A 21,376-nucleotide genomic window follows, 5' to 3' on the forward strand; every position below is an offset into this window, starting at 1 on the left:
ACTTTTTAACGCTATAGGAGAGCAAGTAGGAGCGCAAGAGGAGGCAGCGAGCAATGGATATTTTTGAGCGAATAGCTTCGTATCGGGCTGAGAACGACCGTTTGGCGTGGAGCGGGACCTTCAAGCAATATATAGAACTTTTGAAAAAAGACCCCTCTCCCGCAAAAACCGCTCACTCCCGCGTTTATGACATGATCAAGTCGCATGGCGTAGAGGACATAAACGGACGCAAACGTTATAAGTTTTTTGAACAAGAGATTTTTGGACTTGATCGTGCAGTCGAAAAGTTAGTGGAGGAGTATTTTCACTCTGCAGCACGCCGGCTAGATGTTCGTAAACGGATTCTGTTATTGATGGGACCTGTCAGTGGGGGGAAATCGACCCTAGTCACGCTGTTAAAAAGAGGTTTGGAACAATACTCGCGGACGGATGCGGGTGCGGTATATGCGGTTGAGGGCTGCCCGATGCATGAGGATCCACTACATTTGATCCCCCTGGAGCTTCGTCCAGAGATTGAAAAAGAACTCGGTGTGCGTATTGAGGGCAACTTGTGCCCATCCTGCCAGATGCGGCTGAGAAATGATTATGCGGGAGATATTGAGCAGGTTAAAGTGGCTCGTGTCATTTTGTCAGAAGAAGAGCGGGTAGGGATTGGTACTTTTAGTCCATCCGATCCGAAGTCGCAAGATATCGCCGATTTGACAGGAAGTATCGACTTTTCGACCATTACTGAATTTGGTTCGGAATCCGATCCACGCGCTTACCGTTTTGACGGAGAGCTGAACAAAGCTAACCGTGGGCTGATGGAATTTCAAGAAATGCTCAAATGCGACGAAAAGTTTCTATGGAATCTGCTGTCACTGACGCAAGAAGGAAATTTCAAGGCTGGCCGGTTCGCGCTAATCAGTGCGGATGAAATGATCATAGCTCACACCAATGAAACCGAGTATAAGTCGTTTATTTCTAATAAAAAGAATGAAGCGCTCCAGTCCCGTATGATTGTGATGCCTGTTCCGTATAACCTCAGAGTATCGGAAGAGGAAAAAATCTACGCGAAGCTGATCGCCCAGAGTGATATGAACCATGTGCATATTGCGCCGCATGCGCTGCGTGCCGCTGCTATTTTCTCGATCCTGACCCGTCTGAAAGAAAGTAAAAAACAAGGCATGGATCTGATCAAAAAGCTTCGCATGTATGATGGTGAAGAGGTCGAAGGCTACAAAGAAGCAGATCTCAAGGAGATGCAAACGGAGTATTTGGATGAAGGCATGTCCGGAATAGATCCGCGGTATGTTATCAACCGGATTTCCAGCGCCTTGATCAAAGGTGATCTGCAGTGCATGAACGCACTGGATGTGTTGCGGGCAATTAAAGACGGCCTGGATCAGCATCCATCGATTACAAAAGAGGAGCGGGAGCGTTATTTGAACTTCATCTCCATTGCCCGCAAAGAATATGACATTTTAGCTAAAAGCGAAGTGCAAAAGGCCTTCGTCTACTCCTTTGAGGAGTCCGCCAAGACATTATTTGAGAATTATCTCGATAATATCGAAGCCTTCTGCAATTGGTCCAAAATCCGTGATCCGCTGACGGATGAGGAGATGGAGCCGGATGAGCGGTTAATGCGTTCGATTGAAGAGCAAATCGGTATCTCTGAGAATGCTAAAAAAGCGTTCCGGGAAGAGATCCTGATCCGGATTTCCGCGTATTCACGCAAAGGGAAGAAATTCGAGTACAACAACCACGACCGCCTACGGGAAGCGATTGAGAAGAAGCTATTCACAGATCTCAAAGATATCGTCAAAATCACCACCTCGTCCAAAACGCCGGATGAAAGTCAGCTTAAACGGATCAATGAGGTGTGCGCTAGACTTATTGATGGGCATCACTATTGCCCAATTTGCGCTAATGAGCTGCTGAAGTATGTGGGCAGTCTGCTTAATCGGTAAAAGAATACAAGTAAATTTGCGGACCACCATTTGGTGGTCTTTTTTTATGTGATAGATATTTTTTACGTGTATCAATACGTGAGATTGTGTGGAATTAGGCTTTGGTCGCGCATCCGAAAAGTAATGCATGAACCATGAAAAGTAGCAGGGGGAGCCGCCCTTACAGGAAAAAACTGCAAATGTACATTATTATATATGGCAAAGCTCTTTAAATTAGTAATTCCTGCAAATCTGCAGTTTTTTTGCGGTGTAAGTCACTTTCAAACCCCAAGTAGGGAAAATTCCTGTATTTTTGCAGCTTTTGAGCTAGATGAGGACGATATCAATGTAAAAAGCTGCACATTTGCAGTTTTCTATGACAGCTAACTAAAGAAAGTGTTAGATCATACAGCATCATACAGCTCAGCAAAACAGGAACAATCCTACTCGCTTGCAGTTGATATAATGAAATCACCGTACGGGGGAAGGCTGGTGCTGCACTTGAATTACAGTAAAGATATAGAGAAATGTGTTGAATATATTGAAGCTCATATCAAAGAAAATATAACAGTGGAAGAAATAGCCGCTGAGGTTGGATATTCGGTGTATCATTTTTGCCGAGTGTTCAGCTTATGCAAGGAAATGTCCGTGATGGAATATGTGCGGAGCCGGAAATTATCTTTAGCGTCCATTGAATTGTTTGCCGGTAGAAGAATCATTGATATCGCGCTGGACTATGGTTTTGAGACACAAAGTGGATTCACTAAGGCCTTTCGCAAGGCTTTTGGCTATAGCCCGACACAGTATGCCGCACGGATGGACGGATTTACTAAAGGAAAAACACTAATTGAAATCGGAGGTTTTATAATGAACCCTGTTATTGTTCGCAAGCCTGCATTTAAGGTCGCTGGGTATGGGATCCAAACTAATGTTGCTGGAAGTATGTACACCAAGGATATTGCATCTTTTTGGAGTCATTATGAGGGTGAGAATCTGGAGTCCAAAATGTATAAAATACTAAACCCGCCTAAACACGGAGAAGTCGGCTTATGTATTCCTTCCTCAGATAATGGTAATGCGACTTATCTTCTAGGTGTTATTGTAGAGGACTACTCCAAGGTGGAAGATGATATGTTGACGATGGATGTGCCAGAAGCCGAATATGCTGTGTTCACAACGCCGCCAGTGGATACATCAACGGATACAGAGCAAATACAGTTTGCACAGGTTATAAAAAGCACATGGAAGTATATCTTCGAAGAATGGTTTAAGGATAGTGGCTACGATTATGATGATAGTAAACTGGATTTCGAATTCTATGATGAACGCTGCCACTCGCGTCCGGATACGGTGATGGAGATCTATGTTCCTGTGAAAAAATCGACCGAATGATGTGTAAGGGCAAATGCTGCTCGGTGATGATCGTAACTTCGGGGAATGTTTGGACTTTCGGTCGCTGTTGTCTCTGGATTTATTGATTATTCCTTAGCGGATTAAATCCAGAAACAAAGGCGAACGCTACGCTCCTACAGTTCCAAACTTCCCCTACGTTACTTTTACCTTTGCAGCATTTGCAAAGTTCAATTATTCAGTCGATACGGGGTGTCGACGTAAGAAGGTCCGCAGCGGGTTATACGCTGCGGGCTTTCTCATTTATTGCAGGAGGATTGACGCTTATCCCCTCCCGTAGTCTAATAGATTAAATAGACGTGTAACTTGATAATCTCGGGGAGTGAAACAGATGATTAGAGAAGCAAAAGTAGAGGACTGGAAAGACATATCCGAATTATTAGAGCAGTTGGGTTATCCAGAGACAGAAGCATTCATGCAAGAAAAAATAGAAAAGCTAGTCCTGCATCCGGATGAGGAATTATTAGTTTTCGAGGAAGATCATAAAGTAGTCGCCTGCATTTCCATGCATTACATACCTCAATTAGGGCTCACAGGGGATACTGCAATTATAAGCTATCTTGTGGTAAGTAATGCGATTAGGAGCAAAGGCATTGGACGGATGCTTGAGGAATATTGCACTGATTTAGCTAGAAAAAGAAACTGTGACCGAATTCAAGTTCATTGCCACTCTAGAAGAACTGATGCGCATAGATTTTATGCCCGACAAGGATTTACTGAGGCTCCGAAATATTTTTCAAAGATGTTAAATGAATCCGAGTAATCAACAGACCAAATAAAGAGCGGCAGACCAGGGACATACTACGCGTCCAGTTCTGCCGCTTTATTATTCAAGCAATAGAGCACTACTCACTTATTCTTCTTTTAAATAAACTTACGCTGCACCTTTTTGCCATCATACGAGAACCGCGCCTTTTTGTCCTCCACGACGGTCTGTAGATGAACGGTGCGCCCCCATAATGAGTAGATATGCGGGAGTGTGCGCTCCAGGTACTTCAGATCCAGCTCGATACTTTCATAGCGGTGGGTGATAAATAACTCGCCATTCTTCTCGAAGTCGGCATCTTCTATGACCAAGTAAGGTGACCCGCCATTGACTCGAGCGAGTACCAGTTGATCACGTACGTTTTCCCATGCTTTGTCGGTGATTTTCCATTCCGGACCTTTTTTCTCAAAAACATAAAGATCGAGGTCGTTCACCAGTTCTTTGGAGAGATAGCTGCGGATAAAAGAGGTATCGGATTCCAACTCGCGTACCTCAAATATTTTCTCGCGGTCCCAGCGGCGTTCGATATCTTCGAAGATTTTTAGACCAAGATAGTATGGATTCAGGCTTTGCCGTGAGGGCTGCACGACGGAGGAATTCAGTTTAGCGTATTCTACGGTTTCTTCAACGGTCAGATCCAGTTCACGGACGATACGCTGATGCCAGTACGAAGCCCAGCCTTCGTTCATGATCTTCGTCTCCATTTGTGGCCAGAAGTAGAGCATTTCATCATGAAGCATCGTCATAATATCGCGCTGCCAATCCTCCAAGACGGTGGAATATTGCTGGATGAACCAGACAATATCTTTTTCCGGCTCAGGTGGGAACGCACGATTTCCGGATGATGCTTCCTGTGGTCCAGAATTGCTCTTGTCTAGATTCCATAACTCGTCGTACGGATTAGCTGGTTTGGAGCCACCCGGAGGGGCATCCTTGAGTTCTTTCATTTTGGCTTCCAGCAGATGGGTCTTACCTAGCTTACGCGGCTGAATCAGGCTGGGATCTATATGCTCTTGAATGGCCAGCACGGAATCGATGAAGCGCTCCACTGCATCGGTACCGTAGGTTACTGAATAACCGGCGATCCGATCCGCTGTAGCCGACATGCTCTCGACCATATCCCGGTTGGACATGGAGAAACGCATGTTATTTTTGAAAAAATCGCAGTGCGCCAGCACGTGAGCTACGATCAGCTTGTTCTGAATCAGCGAGTTTCCGTCGAGCAGGAAAGCATAACAAGGGTTGGAGTTAATGACGAGCTCGTATATTTTACTCAGCCCGAAATCGTATTGGGATTTCATTTTGTGAAATGTTTTTCCGAAGCTCCAATGACCAAATCTTGTCGGCATTCCATAAGCACCGAATGTATAAATAATATCGGCAGGGCATATTTCATATCGCATGGGATAAAAATCCAAGCCGAAGCCAGTAGCTATTTCCGTAATTTCAGCAATCGCCCGCTCCAACGCATTAATTTCTTCGCTTGGCATGATTCTGTGCTCCTTCCTATAATTCTGTAGATCCAACCTGAATAAACCCTCACGAAATGGGGTTTGGCTTCATATAGATGGGTCGATCAATGTAGTTCATATTATGTATATGGGTAGGGGAGGGGCAATATGACGGGAGGGAGAATCCGTTATATATCTTTATGATTTTCTCAAGGTGATTCGTAAGTAGCTTGCAGTTATCAAAATACCATCATATTAATTATCGTGGAGAATTATTAATTCAATAGAACAATAGAATGGTTATGGCGCACGAGTAGTGAAAGCTGGCGTATCCAAGGTCTGGGATGTGAGTCTCCTTTGAAGCCTAAAGTCGTGATCGCTTTAGACGTGGGAGGAACCTTTATTAAGTCTGGTTTGGTCGTGGATGGAGATTTGCTACAGGCTAGCTGCAAGCAACATCCTTCCTTCGCTGACCAAGATGCCGATGTCATTATAGACCAATTTATTTCTATATTTGAAGATCAATATCAGTTCTATTCCGTTACACTAGGGAAATCCTCAGACTGTACTTGGCGCATCGGTCTCGCCTTTCCCGGGCCCTTTGATTATCAGCAAGGCATCTGTTATATTCAGGGGCTTAGTAAATATGAGGCGTTGTATGGTGAGAATATACGAGAAGTATTATATACCCGGTTCAATACCTTACAACATAAGGAATGGGCGAAGCACCTGCTGCAGGCAGATATTCGATTTGAGAATGATGCGAAGCTGTTTGCCTTAGGCGTAAGCAGATTATTTCCAAATGAACGATATATTTCGTTAACTATAGGGACAGGGTTAGGCTCCGCATTTATTGATCGTGCATTGATCCTGAACGAAGGACCAGGTGTTCCCAAGGACGGTTGGCTTTTTGATAAACCTTTCCTGGAGAGCACCATAGATAACGCCTTCTCACGTCGCGGAATTCTTCGCCTGGCTGAGCAGATGGGAGCTCTAGAAAAAGGAATGGACGTGAAGGACCTCGCAGATCAAGCAAGAAACGGGAATAGCTTGTGCTGCAAGGTGTTATTTTTATGCTCCATCTTCGGCCAGAAATTGAGCATTTCATCAGGGATTATAAATGAACTTGTCGGTTCATTTATAGTTCATATTCCAGTGATAGGATTCACAGTATAATAATAAGCGTTGGAAGGTCGTGCAACATGACAAAAGTAAAACAAACCGTAGATTATCCATTGTATAATGGACAGCCGTATTTCATGCCTATTGGCAAATGGGTAGTGATCCTTGCAAGTATCGTTGTAGGCTATTTAACAATGACAGTAGAGATTCCTTTTCTGCCTAATGAAGTGCAGAGCAAGATTGCTCCGTTTCTATTCACGCTGTTTCCGTTAATCGCATTAGTGTGGGCAACCAAAGGGAAGTTAGGAATTCTCTTCAAAAAGCCTGAAGTAAGTCATGTATTATACGGGATTTTATTCTTTATTATTAATTTCATCGTAACGTTGGGGGTAGCCGCGCTGCTTTCATCGATGGGAGCTGTAACAGTAAATGCGGTGCTAGGTCATGGGGATACCCTTTCAACAGGTGAGAAGCTCTGGACATTGTTCTTCTCAGGATTTCAATTAATTGGCGAGGAATTGTTAACGATCTTGCCATTCCTGGCGATTATGCAGCTTTGCTTTATTGGCTTTAAAATGTCACGCAAGGCGTCCGTGTTTATTGCATTAATCGTAACAGCGCTCATTTTTGGTGCACTACACTTAAAAACGTACAATTTTAATTTTGCTCAGGCCATTCTGGGAATCGGAATCGCTCGAATTATTCTAACGCTTGCTTACATGAAAACAAAGAATATCTGGACGTCGATCATTGCACATATTTTAAATGACTGGGCAATATTTGGGACTAGTATGTTAGGTGGCGCAGTAGCAGCACCGTTCCTGATGCATTTCTTGCATTAAGAGCCGGAGGAATTTCCGTAGACTCACAAAGAGGTTAAGCATATAGTACGATAGATATTGAGAAGATTTCTGAGGTACAGAAGCACAGCTGATTGGATATCCAATCGGCTTTTTTTGCTATCTAGTTTAAATTTCTATCAATCTCTCTATCATCAGATATCCCTCTGAAGGGATACCCAGCCCCCGTTATTATTGGTATACTTTAACAAAAGATTCTACTTATGGAGTGTTTAAGGAGGTTATGATCGATGAGATCGAGCGGTATTCTTCTGATTTTTATAGCGCTTATAGTAACCGGTTGCTTTAACCAGCCATCCAATGGAGAAGACAAATTCACAATTACCATTAATGAACAAGAAGATGTGATAAACAGCCATGGAATGATTGTTAAGAATCTTAAGAAGCTGGATGCTTTTATCCAAAATAAAGCGGGTACGCAGCGAGTGGTTCATTACACAATTGAGGGTGATCCGATCTTTAATGACTTGAAATATACTGACCAAGGGATTGAAATGCGGCATGATAATTCCGAAGATACGTTTGGTAGTCCCCAAGTAACCACATACACTTGTCAGAACCTTGTTAGAAACGAAACGGATAAACTTCTGTCGTATACCTTAACGGGCTGCGAGGGCGAACAAGCAAAGATCGAGCTGCTACAGATTCCTTTTGACGTAACGAAACAAGATAAGTTTGAATTTGTTTTAAAGTATGGTGTGAACCAAAAGAACGAAATTAATACGATAGAGAAGAAGTTGGTCAAAGATCTCCAGAATGGGGAAGTAGTCGAGGTTAGCGATTTTGAGCTTTCTGAACAGGAACGAGGACAAATCTATAAAGAAATGGTACTAGCGAATTACTTAGGTGAAAAAGAGTTATCTACCGAGTGTAATCGAAAACCTGCTGTAAGTTACGATTTATCGGTTCAGATTAATAGTGGAGAGCGTCATTATCAGTGGACGGAATGCCAGAATACTGAGGATGATGGTCAGATGACTGAACTAGCTCAAGCGATCATTAAGATCGTGCAGGCTGGAAGCATTTATAAGCAACTGCCTGAGGTTAAGGGGTATTACGAATAATTTAAATAAGTTGAACTAAAACATTCTAAAAAGGAAGAGTGGCGGAGGGGAAGTTTGGAACAGTAGGAGCGATAGCGTTCGCCTGAAAGCTTTCCGTAGGAAAGCTCGCTTCGGAAGCATGGGCCGTCACCGGATTTCAACCGTGAAACACGGTATATAATCAAGAAATCTGGGGACAACAGCGACCGGAAGTCCAAACATTCACCGCAGTCACGTTTACCTTAAAGAAATACCTTAAGTTTTTAACTAATCTTTATTCTCAAATCATTGGAGGCAGCATTCATGCACCGAATATTGTTAATTGAAGATGACGAAGCAATTAGTGAAATGGTTAGGTCCTATTTAGTAAAAGAGGGCTATGAAGTGGAAACGGCGTTTGATGGTGAAGTAGCGGAAATGACATTCCGTACTAGTAATCCTTTTGATCTTGTATTATTAGATCTCATGCTGCCCAAGCGCAGCGGTACTGATATTCTCCAGACGATCCGTGCGACAAGTCTAGTTCCGGTGTTGATCATGTCAGCCAAGGACAGCGATGTGGATAAAGCGCTTGGACTTGGCTTTGGGGCGGATGATTATATTACCAAGCCATTTTCAATGATCGAATTAGCTGCAAGAGTGAAGGCTGCGATTCGAAGAGCGGGTTATGCTACCCCCACCATCCAACCGGAAGCTCCAATTCCTGCGAAGCAAAAAATTTCCATTGGTGGCCTGACTGTAGATTTGGATAATTTCTCTGCGCTAAAGAACGGGGAAGAAGTGAAGTTAACGTCTAAGGAATTTCATATTCTTAAGCTGTTCGTTACGCATCCGGGCAGGGTCTTCACCAAAGCGCAGATTTATGCTAGCGTATGGGCAGATGATTATTTCGGAGATGAGAACGTTATTAATGTACATATGAGAAGATTACGCGAAAAAATAGAAGATGATCCCTCCCATCCAGAGTTCATCAAGACGTTGTGGGGGATCGGATATAAGCTGGGAGAGCAGCTATAATGAGCATGGCGCTTAGTGTGGTCATTGTACTCCTGCTCGTCGTCATTGTATGGCAACATCAGCATTCGCGTAAAGCTTCCAGAGACCTGAAATATATTCATGACAAGCTAAGTAGCATCATGGCTGAAGGTTCACACGAAAGACTGCTGTTATTCAGTAGTAATGTGGAGCTGCAAAGTGTGCTGATTGATCTAAATCGGCTGCTCGACATTAATCATAAAGGAAGCATTGAGCGCGTGAAGCTGGAGAAGTCCATGCGTAATATGCTGTCGAACATTTCCCACGATCTTAAGACTCCGCTAACGGTAGTACTCGGTTATATTGAGACGATTCAGCAGGATGAACTTATGCCAGCCGAGGAACGGGAACGTATGATGAACACAATTCACCAAAAAGCGAATGAAGTGATCCATCTGATGAACAAGTTCTTTGACTTGGCCAAGCTGGAATCGGGGGATCGGGAAATCAATCTTTCACGTGTTGAGGCAGGCGAGGTATGCAGACGTAATATTCTCTCTTTCTATGATATCCTTAGCGCCAAGGGCAGTGAGGTAGAGATAGAGATTCCTGATGACTCGCTTTATTTCATGGGAAACGAAGAGGCGCTTGACCGGATATTGACCAATTTGTTATCGAATGCGATTGCTTACGGGGATGCCGGAGGCGTATTAGGTTTGAAACTCTATAGTGATAAGAATAAAGTATACATAGATGTTTGGGACAGGGGAAAAGGCATTAGTGAAGTTCACCAGGATAAAGTATTCGAACGGCTCTATACACTGGAGGATTCGAGAAATCGATCATATCAAGGGAGTGGTCTGGGTCTGACGATCACCAAAAGATTAACGGAGCAGATGAATGGTACCATTACACTGGTTAGTCAACCGTTTGTGAGAACAGTATTTACCCTTTCTTTTCGTAGATTAAGCTTCTAAAGAATGAAATTGTGTACAGCTTAAGATTTTTGTAAGAATCGAGTAATAAAAAAGAAAATTCTGCTGTGTACAATAAGAACTAAGGAAGACGAGACGAAAACAAAGGGGAGCGCGGAAATGACTACGATACTTCGAACAAGAAATTTAACGAAAACCTACCAAGGCAAAGAAGCCGTTAGCAATGTGAATATGAATATTAAACAAGGTGAAATTTATGGCTTTCTTGGACCGAATGGTGCCGGCAAAACAACGGTCATGAAAATGATCACGAACCTCGTTAAACCGACGAGTGGTGAGATTGAGTTTTTTAATGAAAAAATGACAAATCATTCGTATGAAATGCTCAAACGGATGGGCTGCATCATTGAATATCCAGTGTTCTATGATAAACTCACAGCCAAGGAAAACCTGATCCTGCATGGAGAATATATGGGCTATTATGATCCGCAAGCGATTGGCGAAGCGCTGGAGCTGGTAAAGCTTACGGGTATCGATAAAAAGCCGGTGAAGCAATTTTCGCTTGGGATGAAGCAGCGCCTTGGTATTGCCAGAGCCTTTATGACGAAACCGGAGCTACTCATTCTGGATGAGCCGATTAATGGACTAGACCCTGTGGGAATCAAAGAGATGCGTGAAGTGTTCCGGATGCTTAGCCGGGAATATGGAATGACGTTACTTGTATCTAGTCATATTCTGGGGGAAATCGAGCAGATTGCTGATACTATCGGTGTGATCCGGCAGGGTGCTCTGGTAGAAGAGGTGGCGATGGATTCCATTCGCGGTCAAAATACAGAATATATCGAAGTGGTTACGAATGAGATTAACAAAGCAGTGTACGTGTTGGAGCACAAGCTTGGCCTCAATAACTTCAAAGTACTTGATCATATTACAGTAAGAATCTATGACGGTGGAATCTCACAACGTGATCTGAATAAGGCGTTAGTGCTAGCAGACGTGGAGATTGAGAGCATCAGCAAGAAACAACATACGCTGGAAGATTATTTTTTACAATTGATCGGGGGTGAAGGCGTTGCTTAAATTAATATCTTTGGAGATTCGGAAGAATAAGCTAAAGACTCTTCTTACAGGGGCAGCAATCGTCAATCTCGCTATTCTTGGGTTTATGATTATGGTTTTATTCGTTGATCGAAATGAGAATGAACCGTCGTTCGCTTCTTACGCAGATATGTTTGAGGGTGTGTTCGTTTTTGTTAAGGCTGCTTATATTATTTTCGCTTCCGTTATTATTAGCAAGCTGGTGATTGATGAGTATAAGAACAACACAATTACTCTTCTCTTCATGTACCCTATCTCACGTAAAAAGCTAATGACTGCGAAAATATTGATAGTGTTCGCCTTCACATTTGTTGCCATCATCGTGTCAGACATTGTGGTTGGCGCTATCCTAATAGGATTCAATTCTTTTGTAGGGCTTATTCCGGGTGAGTTAAACCTTCCCATGATCACTTTAGAGCTGATCAAGTTAGGCGCAAACTCATTTTACGCAGCGGGTATTGCTTTGATTCCTTTGTACTTTGGAATGAAGAAAAAATCAGTCCCTGCCACCATCGTCTCGGCGGTGTTAGTTACGTCCCTAATTTCTGGTGGATTTGATCAAGCACGCTTAGGTAATTTAGCGGCGGTGTCGATCTCGCTTGGCTTGATAGGAGCAGGTATTGCCTATATGGCGATTCGCAATATTGACCATAAAGATATAGCCTAAAATATTTATAGAAATCCCTCTTAAGAATCTCAGTACGATGTGTAAGTCATCGTGGTTGGGTTCTAAAGGGGGATTTAGTGTTTATCTGCGACCGATTAAAGTATATTTGCTATAATGGTCAAAATAGAAGAATTTAAAATTTGAGATGATTTCCGCTCATTTTAGGGTAATGATAATGGATGAGAGAGCCTGAGGTGAAATGAATTGTGGATAAAGACTGGACGTCCATTCTAATACGATTGCTTTCGGAAGAGAGCGCTTATAAATCGTTATATGACCATCATCCTAATTTGATATTTGTGTTGGATCGGCAAGGTCGCTGCGTAGGAACGAATCGTACGTTCTATCTAGAACCCAGTGCAGAAGCATCGTTCCAAGATATAGGTCTGACAGCACTTAAAAGAATATACCTTGTTGATGTAGCTAGTTTTGAGGCTGCCCTGCAAGGGAATCCCTCTAGCTTTGAATTGCAAGATGTGAACAATCCCAAAGCGGACGTTGTGAAGGGAAACTTTATTCCTATAACGATAGACGAGGGAATTGTCGGGGTATTCGCGATCATACAAGTGGATAACAGCAACTATCATCATTATTCGGAAGGGTTACATGACTGGCTAAACGCATTAGCAGATTCTTTTCATGCTAAATTATCGGATAAGGTAGAACTAGAGTCAAACTTCAAATCTAATTTTGCTGCTGAAGTCGAAGATAAACGAGCGAACCTTATTCTGAACTCCGTCTCAGCTGGAATATTCGTACTAGATAATATAGGGCGAACGCTCTTTATTAACCGTGAGGGAGCAGATATGTTAGGTTACCAGCCTACAGAATTGGTTGGCCTGAAGCTGATGGAATATATTCATCAAATCCAAGGCGATGGCTCACGTTATTCAACCCCTGATTGTCAGATCAGTCTTACAATTGCAGATGGAATTATCCGCAGGAAAGACGATGAGATCTTCTGGCGTAAGGATGGAACCAGCTTTTTTGTCAATTATCGGGTCTCGCCTCTTATGGATGGGGGGATGATCTCAGGAGCAGTTATTGCTTTTAGTGATATTACGAATGCGAAAGAAATCATTCGCGCTAAAGAATCTGCGGAACAGGCGGCGCAAGCCAAATCTGATTTCTTAGCGATGATGAGTCATGAAATTCGGACACCGATGAATGGAATGATAGGGATGTCAGATCTTTTACTTGAAACTGATCTTGGAGAAGAACAGCGGGGGTATGTCGAGATTTTACGAAGCTGTAGTTACACGCTTTTACAGATCTTGAATGACATTCTTGATTTCAGCAAGATGGAAGCGGGTAAAATGCCACTGCAAACCGAATCGTTTGAACTTCGAGAGATGATATCGGACATCATTGATTTATTTACACCTAAAGCCGAAGAGAAGAAGCTGGCCTTGCGGTGGTGGGCGGATACGAGTGTTCCAACAACGTTACTGGCTGATCCGATCCGTTTGCGACAGATTATTGTCAATCTGGTAGGCAATGCTCTGAAATTCACAGAACATGGGAGCGTTACACTATCGGTTAAGAACATTCCACTTTCGGATTCAAAAGAATATTTATTGGAATTCTCTGTCCGTGATACAGGTGTTGGGATTGCCGATAATAAACTCAATTTATTATTTCAATCCTTCTCACAGCTGCACCCGACCATCAACCGTAAATATGGCGGTACAGGGTTGGGACTCGCTATTTGTAAGCAGCTGGTTGAGCTGATGGGTGGGACAATTTTTGTAGAAAGTGAAGAGAATAAAGGTTCAACGTTCCGGTTTATGTTACCCTTCATAAAAAAAGAGGTCGAGTTAAATTCAACTTCAAATCAGGAGGGGTAAACGCACAAATCCCCGGTCCATTGTCTTACGAAGCAATGGCCGGAGATTTGCGTTAGATTATTAATCTTGAAGCATATACATGAGACCTACAGTATGTGGGCCACAATGGCTACCAATAACACAACCTGCGTTGAGGATAGCGATCTCATTCACTTGAGTTTTCTCTCGTATCGCTGTCTCTAGATAGCGAGCATCTTCTTCCGCTAAGGTATGAACAACGATGAGCAGCTCTTTATCCATCCGATCGACGTTAACCAAGGCGTTCTGGAGCATTTGTTCCACGGCTTTTTCTTTTTTGCCACGAATTTTACTAGTAGGTACGATGCTGCCGTCTACAAGTCTAAGAACAGGACGAATTTTTAGCAGACTACCGATGAAATTCTGCATACCTGAACAGCGTCCACCCATATATAAGTAATCTAGCGTATCTACCACGAATTCTGTTTCTACAAGATTACGACTCTGCTTCAGCATAGCTGCAATCTCAATGGCACTGTAACCTTTTTCAGCGGCTCTGACAGCTTTCATAACGAGAAGAGCGATGCCTCCACATAAGGTCTGTGAATCAATAACCTGTACACGCCCCTCTGGGAATTCCCCAGCAGCCAAAAGTGCATTCTGATATGTAGAGGATAGTGATGAGGAGAGACTGATATATACAATATCATCTCCACGGCTAATTACCGGATGAAAAGCGGCGATAAAGTCAGCTGGCGAAGGCGCGGCTGTCTTTGGCAATACTCCGCTTGTTGCGACACGGCGATACACTTCTTCTGGTGTGATATCTTCACCATCTTTGTAGGTTCCTTCTTCAAACACTACGTAAAGGGGAACGATGCCGATATTAAAAGTATCCTTCCAGCCTTGAGGCAAATCGGAAGTGCTGTCTGAAAATATTTTTACAGTAGACATGAATTTCTCCTTCACCGATAATCGGACGACAATAGTCATTATTGAATCACATAATCTATTTATTATACCAAGATTAAGCCGATTCTCAAAATGAAATCGTAGAAATTCTGAAAGAAAGAAAGACTATCCGGAATTCCGAATAGTCTAAGTAAGCATTAATTTTTTTTCATAACCGGTATCCAGATCTCACAGCGATAATCCTCTGCATCAGGACTTCCCGGAAGGTATAACTCAAACTCGGGTCCTCCTGTATGCTCATAGCCTGTTGCAGGGAACCACTCCTGAAAGATCCGTGACCATGCTTGCTGAATAGCATTCGGCATTGGCCCTACTGAGGTGAACACAGCCCAACTCGCAGCTGGTATCGTCGTAGAAGCAAAGCCCTGAGCGTCCGTCTCTGGAGAGGCTTCGACAGCAATCCAATAGGAGAAGGTTTCTTTTTCGTGATTGAAATCTTTACAAATACCAAGGATGTCCTTATCAACACCGATCTCAATCAGCTTATCCGACGTACCATTTTCATTAGCTTCAATCCACAGCTGGGGGATACGGCGTAAATTCTCCCCATCTTTCGTTGTCATTTCCTCTACTAGTCCGATAACATTAAAAGGTTCTCTTGTCTCAATTCTGTAGTCCATTTCTTTATCTCCCTTCAGTGATAGATGGAAGGAGAGTCTAGGGAAGGCTTTGAGCTGTACCCCTGACTCCCGCGCAGCAGAAGGAGTAATTCCATGTGCTTTGCGGAATGCTTTGGCAAACGACTCGGGAGAGTCATATCCGTATTTTAATGAGACATCTAGTACCTTAACTTTAGATATAGCGAGTTCCTGTGCCGCCAGAGTTAGTTTCCGTTTACGGATATAGTCTTTGACTGATACTCCGGTGAGCATGTAGAACATACGCTGGAAGTGAAAAGGGGAGGAATAAGCAACCTTTGCTATATCTTCTATATTAAAGGTTTCCTCCATTTTGCTCTCCATATAATCTAAAGCTTCTTTCATGCGGATAAGCCATTCCAAGCCTGCCATCTCCCTTTGAGTTCATACTATCATGCCACCATTTGCAAATCCTGTTATTCCTTGCTCTTTAATGACAGGTTGCTGATGGAAGAATGATCTTAACAAAATCATCCTATATAGTATAACTCAGTAAGGTGGAGAGAGTCAGCTTTGTAATCTGTACACTCTTGCTTCGTAAGGACGCAGAATTTCTCGTGTTGGAGATTCATCCGGGTAATTTCCAATGATTAAATCAGTAACGGTGCTCAGCTCAGCGGAGAGATCAACGGTTTGAGGAGCCTCGTTGAAGTTCAGCAGGATCAGCCATTGTTCATCCTCTAAAGTTCTTGTATAAGCATAAAGGTTCTCATGATCAGGCAGTAGCAGCTTATATTCTCCATATACCATAATCGGATTTTTTTTGCGTAAAGCAATTAATTCCTGGTAGTAGTAGAAGATTGAATCAGAATCCGCCAATGCTTGCTCCACATTAATTTTCTTGTAAATCGGATTTACTTTGAGCCATGGTTCTCCTTCTGAAAATCCAGCATTAGCAGATGCATCCCATTGCATTGGGGTACGGGCGTTGTCTCGGCCTTTGACATGGATAGCGTTCAGAATCGTTTCATGATCTGCGCCACCCTCAGTTACTTTTTCACGGTACATATTCAGAATTTCGATGTCTTTATAATCTTCCAGCGTTGTGAATTTTACATTCGTCATCCCAATTTCTTCACCTTGGTAAATATAAGGGGTGCCTTTAAGTGTATGTAGTAAGGTAGCGAGCATTTTGGCAGATATTACGCGATACTTCCCATCATCACCAAATCGTGAAACCATACGCGGCTGGTCATGATTGTTTAAGTACAGACTATTCCAACCCTTGTCAGCCAGACCGACCTGCCATTTATGAAGTATGTCGCGCAGTTTAGTTAATGTCCATGGGGCTACATCCCATTTGCCTCCTGGGCCGGAATCTACGTCCATATGCTCGAATTGGAATACCATTTGAAGTTCTTCACGATCTTCGTCTGTGTAAAGAACGGCATCCTCTACTGAAGCCCCTGGCGTTTCCCCGACGGTCATAATGTCATAGCTTGAAAGAACCTTTTGGTTCATTTCATGTAAAAACTCATGGACTCGGGGGCCATTCATAAAGTAATCGCCACCCCAAGCAAGTTCCTCTGGCACCTCGCCCTCGATTTGAAAGGAAGGTAGCCCTTCCGCTTTAGAAATCAAATTAATGACGTCCATCCGCAATCCATCCACACCCTTGTCGAGCCAGAAGGTAATCATCTTGTATAATTCATCGCGCAGCTTTGGATTGTCCCAGTTGAGATCCGGTTGCTTGCGTGAGAACAGATGTAGATAGTATTCACCGGTAGTCTCATCTAGTTCCCAAGCCGGACCGCTGAATATGGAACTCCAATTGTTTGGACGTTCGCCATTCGGTCCACCTGGACGCCATATGTAGTAATCACGGTATGGATTATCTTTTGACGAACGGGACTCTGCGAACCATTGATGTTCATCAGAAGAGTGGTTGATTACAAGATCCATCATTAGCTTAATGCCACGATCATGCAGTCCAGTCAGTAGTTCCTCCCAGTCTTTTAGCGTGCCGAACTCATCCATAATATCTTCGTAATCGCTGATGTCATAACCATTATCATCATTTGGCGATTTATATACTGGTGACAACCAAACTACATCGACACCGAGCTTCTGCAAATAATCCAGACGTGAAATGATGCCTTGCAGATCTCCAATACCGTCACCATTACTATCTTGAAAGCTGCGTGGATAAATTTGATAAACGACAGCTTCCTTCCAAAAGGTTCTTTTCATTAATAATCACTCCTTATATAAGTTATCCATTTAGGAAAAAAATAAAGAGACCCTAAAAAGCTATTGGCTCCAAGGGTCTCTTGTGGTGTCGGTTTATACTGTGACGGAATTGCTGTCAGCAGTGATGCTGCTTAGTCCGTTCACGGTATATTCTTTGTCATAGATAGTAATAGAAGCTGGAATATCAGTTTCATTCGTAACCGTAACCTGTGCGTCCGAAACGCTTACTTTTAGACGGGAGCCGCGGAACATGATTTTGAAAGAGTACGCTGTCCAGTGACCTGGGTTCGATGGGCTCAGAGCCAGTCTGCCATCATGAACACGTAATCCGCCGAAGCCATGTACGATTGACATCCAAGTACCGGCCATACTAGTGCTGTGTAAGCCGTCTTCGGTATCATTGTTATAGTTATCAAGATCCAGTCTTGAAGTACGCAAGTACATTTCATAAGCCTTATCCTTATATCCTAGTTCGCTGGCTAGAATAGAGTGGATACAAGGGGATAGGGAGGACTCATGAACAGTGATCGGCTCGTAAAAGTCGAAATTCCGTTTTTTGGTATCCAGATCGTAGCGGTCCCCTAGGAAATATAATCCTTGCAGAACGTCTGCTTGTTTAATGAAGCAAGAACGAAGGATACGATCCCATGACCATTTTTGGTTTAGCGGCAGGTTCTCAGCTGCCAGATCCTTGACTTGAATAATTTCTTTATCTAGGAAGCCATCTTGTTGCAAGAAGATACCCAGTTCTTCATCCGCAGGATAATACATTTTGGCAATGATATCATTCCATTTAGCGGTTTCGCTCTCTTGGAGTCCTAGTTTGTCAACTAGTTCTGCATAGCGTGTGGATTCGTTCTTTTTCAGATAATCCAGAGCTTCTAAGGTATATTCCATAGTCCAGGAAGCCATCCGGTTGGTGTACCAGTTATTATTTACGTTATTTTCATATTCATTAGGTCCCGTTACGCCAAGCATTACGTATTTGTCTTTACGATTTGCATAGTGAACACGTTCTTCCCAGAAGCGGGAGATTTCCACCAGAACTTCAAGGCCATATTGACCAAGATAAGCTTTGTCTCCTGTGTAGTTCACATAGTTGTAAATCGCATAAGCAATAGCACCGTTACGGTGAATTTCTTCAAATGTAATTTCCCACTCATTGTGGCACTCTTCGCCATTCATTGTAACCATTGGGTACAATGCGCCTTTTGCGAAACCAAGCTTACGAGCATTTTCCTTAGCCTTCTCCAAATGCTTGTAACGGTAGATCAACAGGTTGCGAGCAATAGAGGAGTCTGCTGTACTGAGATAGAAGGGAACGCAATACGCCTCTGTATCCCAGTAAGTGCTGCCGCCGTATTTTTCACCTGTAAAGCCTTTAGGTCCAATGTTCAGACGGTCATCTTCACCATTGTAGGTTTGGTTTAGCTGGAAAATATTGAAGCGAATCGCTTGCTGTGCCGAAACGTCACCTTCAATAATGATGTCGCTTTCTTTCCATTTCTCTCTCCAAGCTTCTATTTGCTCTGTCAGAAGGGTTACAAAACCAGCTTCCTTAGCAGCTTGCAAAGCAGTTTGAGCGGCATCGACCAATTGTCCAAGACCGTGATTACGCGAGGTTACGTTAGCAACATATTTATAAATGACGACTTGATCGCCAGATTGTACGGATACATTCATTTTGCTGGCTACATATTTCTCTTGTTCAATGGCTTCAGCATCAGCGATGACTTTCTCACCGTTAACAAGGATATCAAAAGCCATAGCAGAGGTTACATGGAAATCGAGCTTTTTGGTCTTAAGGGTGAGGTGTCCACCTTCAGTGCCTGCTTGCTTCTCAACTTCATTCCAGAATTTCTCGTCGTAGTTGGAATCCTTGTTCTTCACGTCACCGTCGAGATAGGGAGTGATCGTAATCTTGCCTGAGAAATTCACAGGAATGATGGAGTAACGAATAGCACCGATTTCTTGACGAGTCATGCTGACGAATCGGATACTCTCAACTTTAACTTCCTTACCATCTTCGAGTGTGGCAGTGAAACAACGGGAAAGCGTACCTTCCTTCATGTTAAGAACACGACGGAAATCGGAAACCGTACATTTTGCCAGGTCTAAAGGAGTTCCTTCAATGTCGATATTAATACCGATCCAGTTCGTGCTGTTCAGTACTTTAGCAAAATATTCAGGATAGCCGTTCTTCCACCAGCCGACCCGTGTTTTGTCAGGATAGTAAACGCCAGCCATGTAGCTGCCTTGTAGGCTACTTCCACTATATTGCTCTTCAAAATTAGCTCGACCACCCATAAATCCGTTGCCAAGGCTAAATACACTTTCAGAGATTTCTTGTGTCTGTGGATCAAAGGATTCTTCAATAATGGACCATTCATCAATTGTTAAATATTGTTTCACGATAACCGGCTCCTTTAAATATGTTGTGGGGATATATAATGAACAAATCATTCTTCCATTAAAATTCCGGTGGTATAAGTGCGACTGCGAGGAATCTTTGGACTTTCGATCGCTGTTATAATCAGATTTCTATATTTTAGCCACGTTTTGCGGATGAAATCTGATTATAAAGGCGAACGCTACGCTTCTACAGTTCCAAAATTCCTCTCCGTCACCTCATCACCAGAAATCTAATGATTAATACTTAGTTCATTTGATTGTAGGTTAGATGTAGCAGGGCGAATCACATTAACACTTTCAGTTGATTAATGTTCCTTAGACTTTAAGCAAAAGATTTTTTGAGTTGTGACACACTCATATGAGCGAGCGATGGAACGACGATGTTCGCCGCATTGAGCGTTTCCGGTGAACCAATACCAACGCTGAACATTCCAGCACGCGACGCAGCTTCAATTCCTGCTTCTGCATCTTCGAAGACAACACAGTGTTTAGGATCAGCGCCAAGTGCTTTAGCTCCTAAAAGAAAAACTTCCGGATCAGGTTTAGCAGCACTTGTGTGTGTGCCATCGATGATTGCATCAAAGTAAGGGGTCAATCCGGTATTATTTAATATCGTCATTGCGTTCTTACTAGCAGAACCGAGGGCAACTTTGATGCCATTCTCACGGCACTCTTTCAGAAAATCAAGCGCACCTGGCAAAATCTCTGAGCTGTCCATTTTCGCAATATATTCGACATATCGATTATTCTTCTGTTCTGCAAGCTTAGCTTTCTCTTCTTCATCGATAGTTAGTCCGCCGATTTCCAGCAAAATATTTAGCGAGGCAGTTCTGCTGACTCCTTTAAGGCGTTCGTTATCTTGTTCTGTGAAGAGAAACCCTAATCCATCTGCAAGCTCTTTCCATGCGATATAATGGTATTTGGCAGTATCAACGATAACACCATCCAAATCGAACAAGCAGGCTTTAATTTCCGTCATTGTAGTACCTCCTAAAATTTGTGACAGTATCGTGATCCATTGGGTAATCGTATCTGAATTTGCTTTCAATTCGTATAAGCTTTGCTAAAGATGTTAAGTTTATCTTAACCTCAGATTCGAATATT

Annotated in this window: 17 protein-coding genes; 11 read left to right on the top strand and 6 right to left on the bottom strand. The window is 43.0% G+C overall.

Annotated elements, in window-relative coordinates; genetic code table 11:
- The first annotated feature begins 53 nt into the window (after positions 1-53).
- The 3 genes from NYE25_RS29285 (at position 54) to NYE25_RS29295 (ending at position 4,101) form a co-directional block, all read left to right on the top strand.
- Positions 54-1,949: a PrkA family serine protein kinase gene (locus tag NYE25_RS29285; protein WP_042186251.1), complete on the top strand. Its 1,896-nt coding sequence runs from the start codon at positions 54-56 to the stop codon at positions 1,947-1,949.
- A gap of 471 nt (positions 1,950-2,420) precedes the next feature.
- Entirely contained in the window at positions 2,421-3,320 is a 900-nt protein-coding gene (locus NYE25_RS29290; RefSeq protein ID WP_341147512.1) for an AraC family transcriptional regulator, read from the top strand.
- A gap of 349 nt (positions 3,321-3,669) precedes the next feature.
- Positions 3,670-4,101 (top strand): GNAT family N-acetyltransferase, encoded by a 432-nt coding sequence (locus tag NYE25_RS29295; RefSeq protein WP_234529879.1) that lies wholly within the window; start codon positions 3,670-3,672, stop codon positions 4,099-4,101.
- Positions 4,102-4,202: 101 nt separating this feature from the next.
- Here the strand turns inward: NYE25_RS29295 and NYE25_RS29300 are convergent, their stop codons facing one another.
- The gene (locus NYE25_RS29300; RefSeq protein WP_076284206.1) at positions 4,203-5,594 is read right to left on the bottom strand and encodes a SpoVR family protein; all 1,392 of its coding nucleotides are present in this window, start codon (positions 5,592-5,594) and stop codon (positions 4,203-4,205) included.
- 318 nt (positions 5,595-5,912) lie between these two features.
- Here NYE25_RS29300 and NYE25_RS29305 point away from each other — a divergent pair, with 318 nt between their 5' ends.
- From NYE25_RS29305 to NYE25_RS29340, 8 genes are all read left to right on the top strand, one after another.
- Positions 5,913-6,731 carry an ROK family protein gene (locus tag NYE25_RS29305; protein ID WP_341147513.1) on the top strand — a complete coding sequence of 273 codons (819 nt, stop codon included), beginning with the start codon at positions 5,913-5,915 and terminating at the stop codon, positions 6,729-6,731.
- A 26-nt stretch (positions 6,732-6,757) separates the two neighbouring features.
- Positions 6,758-7,519 (top strand): CPBP family intramembrane glutamic endopeptidase, encoded by a 762-nt coding sequence (locus NYE25_RS29310; RefSeq protein ID WP_042186303.1) that lies wholly within the window; start codon positions 6,758-6,760, stop codon positions 7,517-7,519.
- Positions 7,520-7,767: 248 nt separating this feature from the next.
- On the top strand, positions 7,768-8,601 hold the full coding sequence (locus tag NYE25_RS29315; protein ID WP_341147514.1) for a DUF4362 domain-containing protein: 834 nt from the start codon (positions 7,768-7,770) through the stop codon (positions 8,599-8,601).
- Between the two features lie 282 nt (positions 8,602-8,883).
- On the top strand, positions 8,884-9,597 hold the full coding sequence (locus tag NYE25_RS29320; RefSeq protein ID WP_341147515.1) for a response regulator transcription factor: 714 nt from the start codon (positions 8,884-8,886) through the stop codon (positions 9,595-9,597).
- On the top strand, positions 9,597-10,532 hold the full coding sequence (locus NYE25_RS29325) for a sensor histidine kinase (protein WP_341147516.1): 936 nt from the start codon (positions 9,597-9,599) through the stop codon (positions 10,530-10,532). The genes NYE25_RS29320 and NYE25_RS29325 overlap by 1 nt, the downstream gene beginning before the upstream one ends.
- A gap of 117 nt (positions 10,533-10,649) precedes the next feature.
- Positions 10,650-11,570, top strand: a complete 921-nt coding sequence (locus NYE25_RS29330) for an ABC transporter ATP-binding protein (protein WP_042186309.1) — start codon at positions 10,650-10,652, stop codon at positions 11,568-11,570.
- Positions 11,554-12,255: an ABC transporter permease gene (locus tag NYE25_RS29335; protein WP_341147517.1), complete on the top strand. Its 702-nt coding sequence runs from the start codon at positions 11,554-11,556 to the stop codon at positions 12,253-12,255. The genes NYE25_RS29330 and NYE25_RS29335 overlap by 17 nt, the downstream gene beginning before the upstream one ends.
- Before the next feature lie 206 nt (positions 12,256-12,461).
- The gene (locus tag NYE25_RS29340; protein WP_341147518.1) at positions 12,462-14,102 is read left to right on the top strand and encodes a PAS domain-containing sensor histidine kinase; all 1,641 of its coding nucleotides are present in this window, start codon (positions 12,462-12,464) and stop codon (positions 14,100-14,102) included.
- A 60-nt stretch (positions 14,103-14,162) separates the two neighbouring features.
- Here the strand turns inward: NYE25_RS29340 and NYE25_RS29345 are convergent, their stop codons facing one another.
- The 5 genes from NYE25_RS29345 to pgmB form a co-directional block, all read right to left on the bottom strand.
- Complete coding sequence (locus NYE25_RS29345) at positions 14,163-15,014, bottom strand: DegV family protein (RefSeq protein ID WP_341147519.1); 852 nt, start codon at positions 15,012-15,014, stop codon at positions 14,163-14,165.
- A 155-nt stretch (positions 15,015-15,169) separates the two neighbouring features.
- Positions 15,170-16,033, bottom strand: coding sequence for an AraC family transcriptional regulator (locus NYE25_RS29350; RefSeq protein WP_341147520.1), 864 nt, complete (start codon positions 16,031-16,033; stop codon positions 15,170-15,172).
- 144 nt (positions 16,034-16,177) lie between these two features.
- Complete coding sequence (locus tag NYE25_RS29355) at positions 16,178-17,860, bottom strand: glycoside hydrolase family 13 protein (RefSeq protein WP_341147521.1); 1,683 nt, start codon at positions 17,858-17,860, stop codon at positions 16,178-16,180.
- Positions 17,861-17,953: 93 nt separating this feature from the next.
- Positions 17,954-20,272, bottom strand: a complete 2,319-nt coding sequence (locus NYE25_RS29360; protein ID WP_341147522.1) for a glycoside hydrolase family 65 protein — start codon at positions 20,270-20,272, stop codon at positions 17,954-17,956.
- A gap of 322 nt (positions 20,273-20,594) precedes the next feature.
- Entirely contained in the window at positions 20,595-21,251 is a 657-nt protein-coding gene (pgmB, locus tag NYE25_RS29365; RefSeq protein WP_042186321.1) for a beta-phosphoglucomutase, read from the bottom strand.
- Positions 21,252-21,376 lie beyond the last annotated feature (125 nt).

Source organism: Paenibacillus sp. FSL E2-8871, assembly GCF_038000345.1.
GTDB lineage: Bacteria > Bacillota > Bacilli > Paenibacillales > Paenibacillaceae > Paenibacillus_AQ.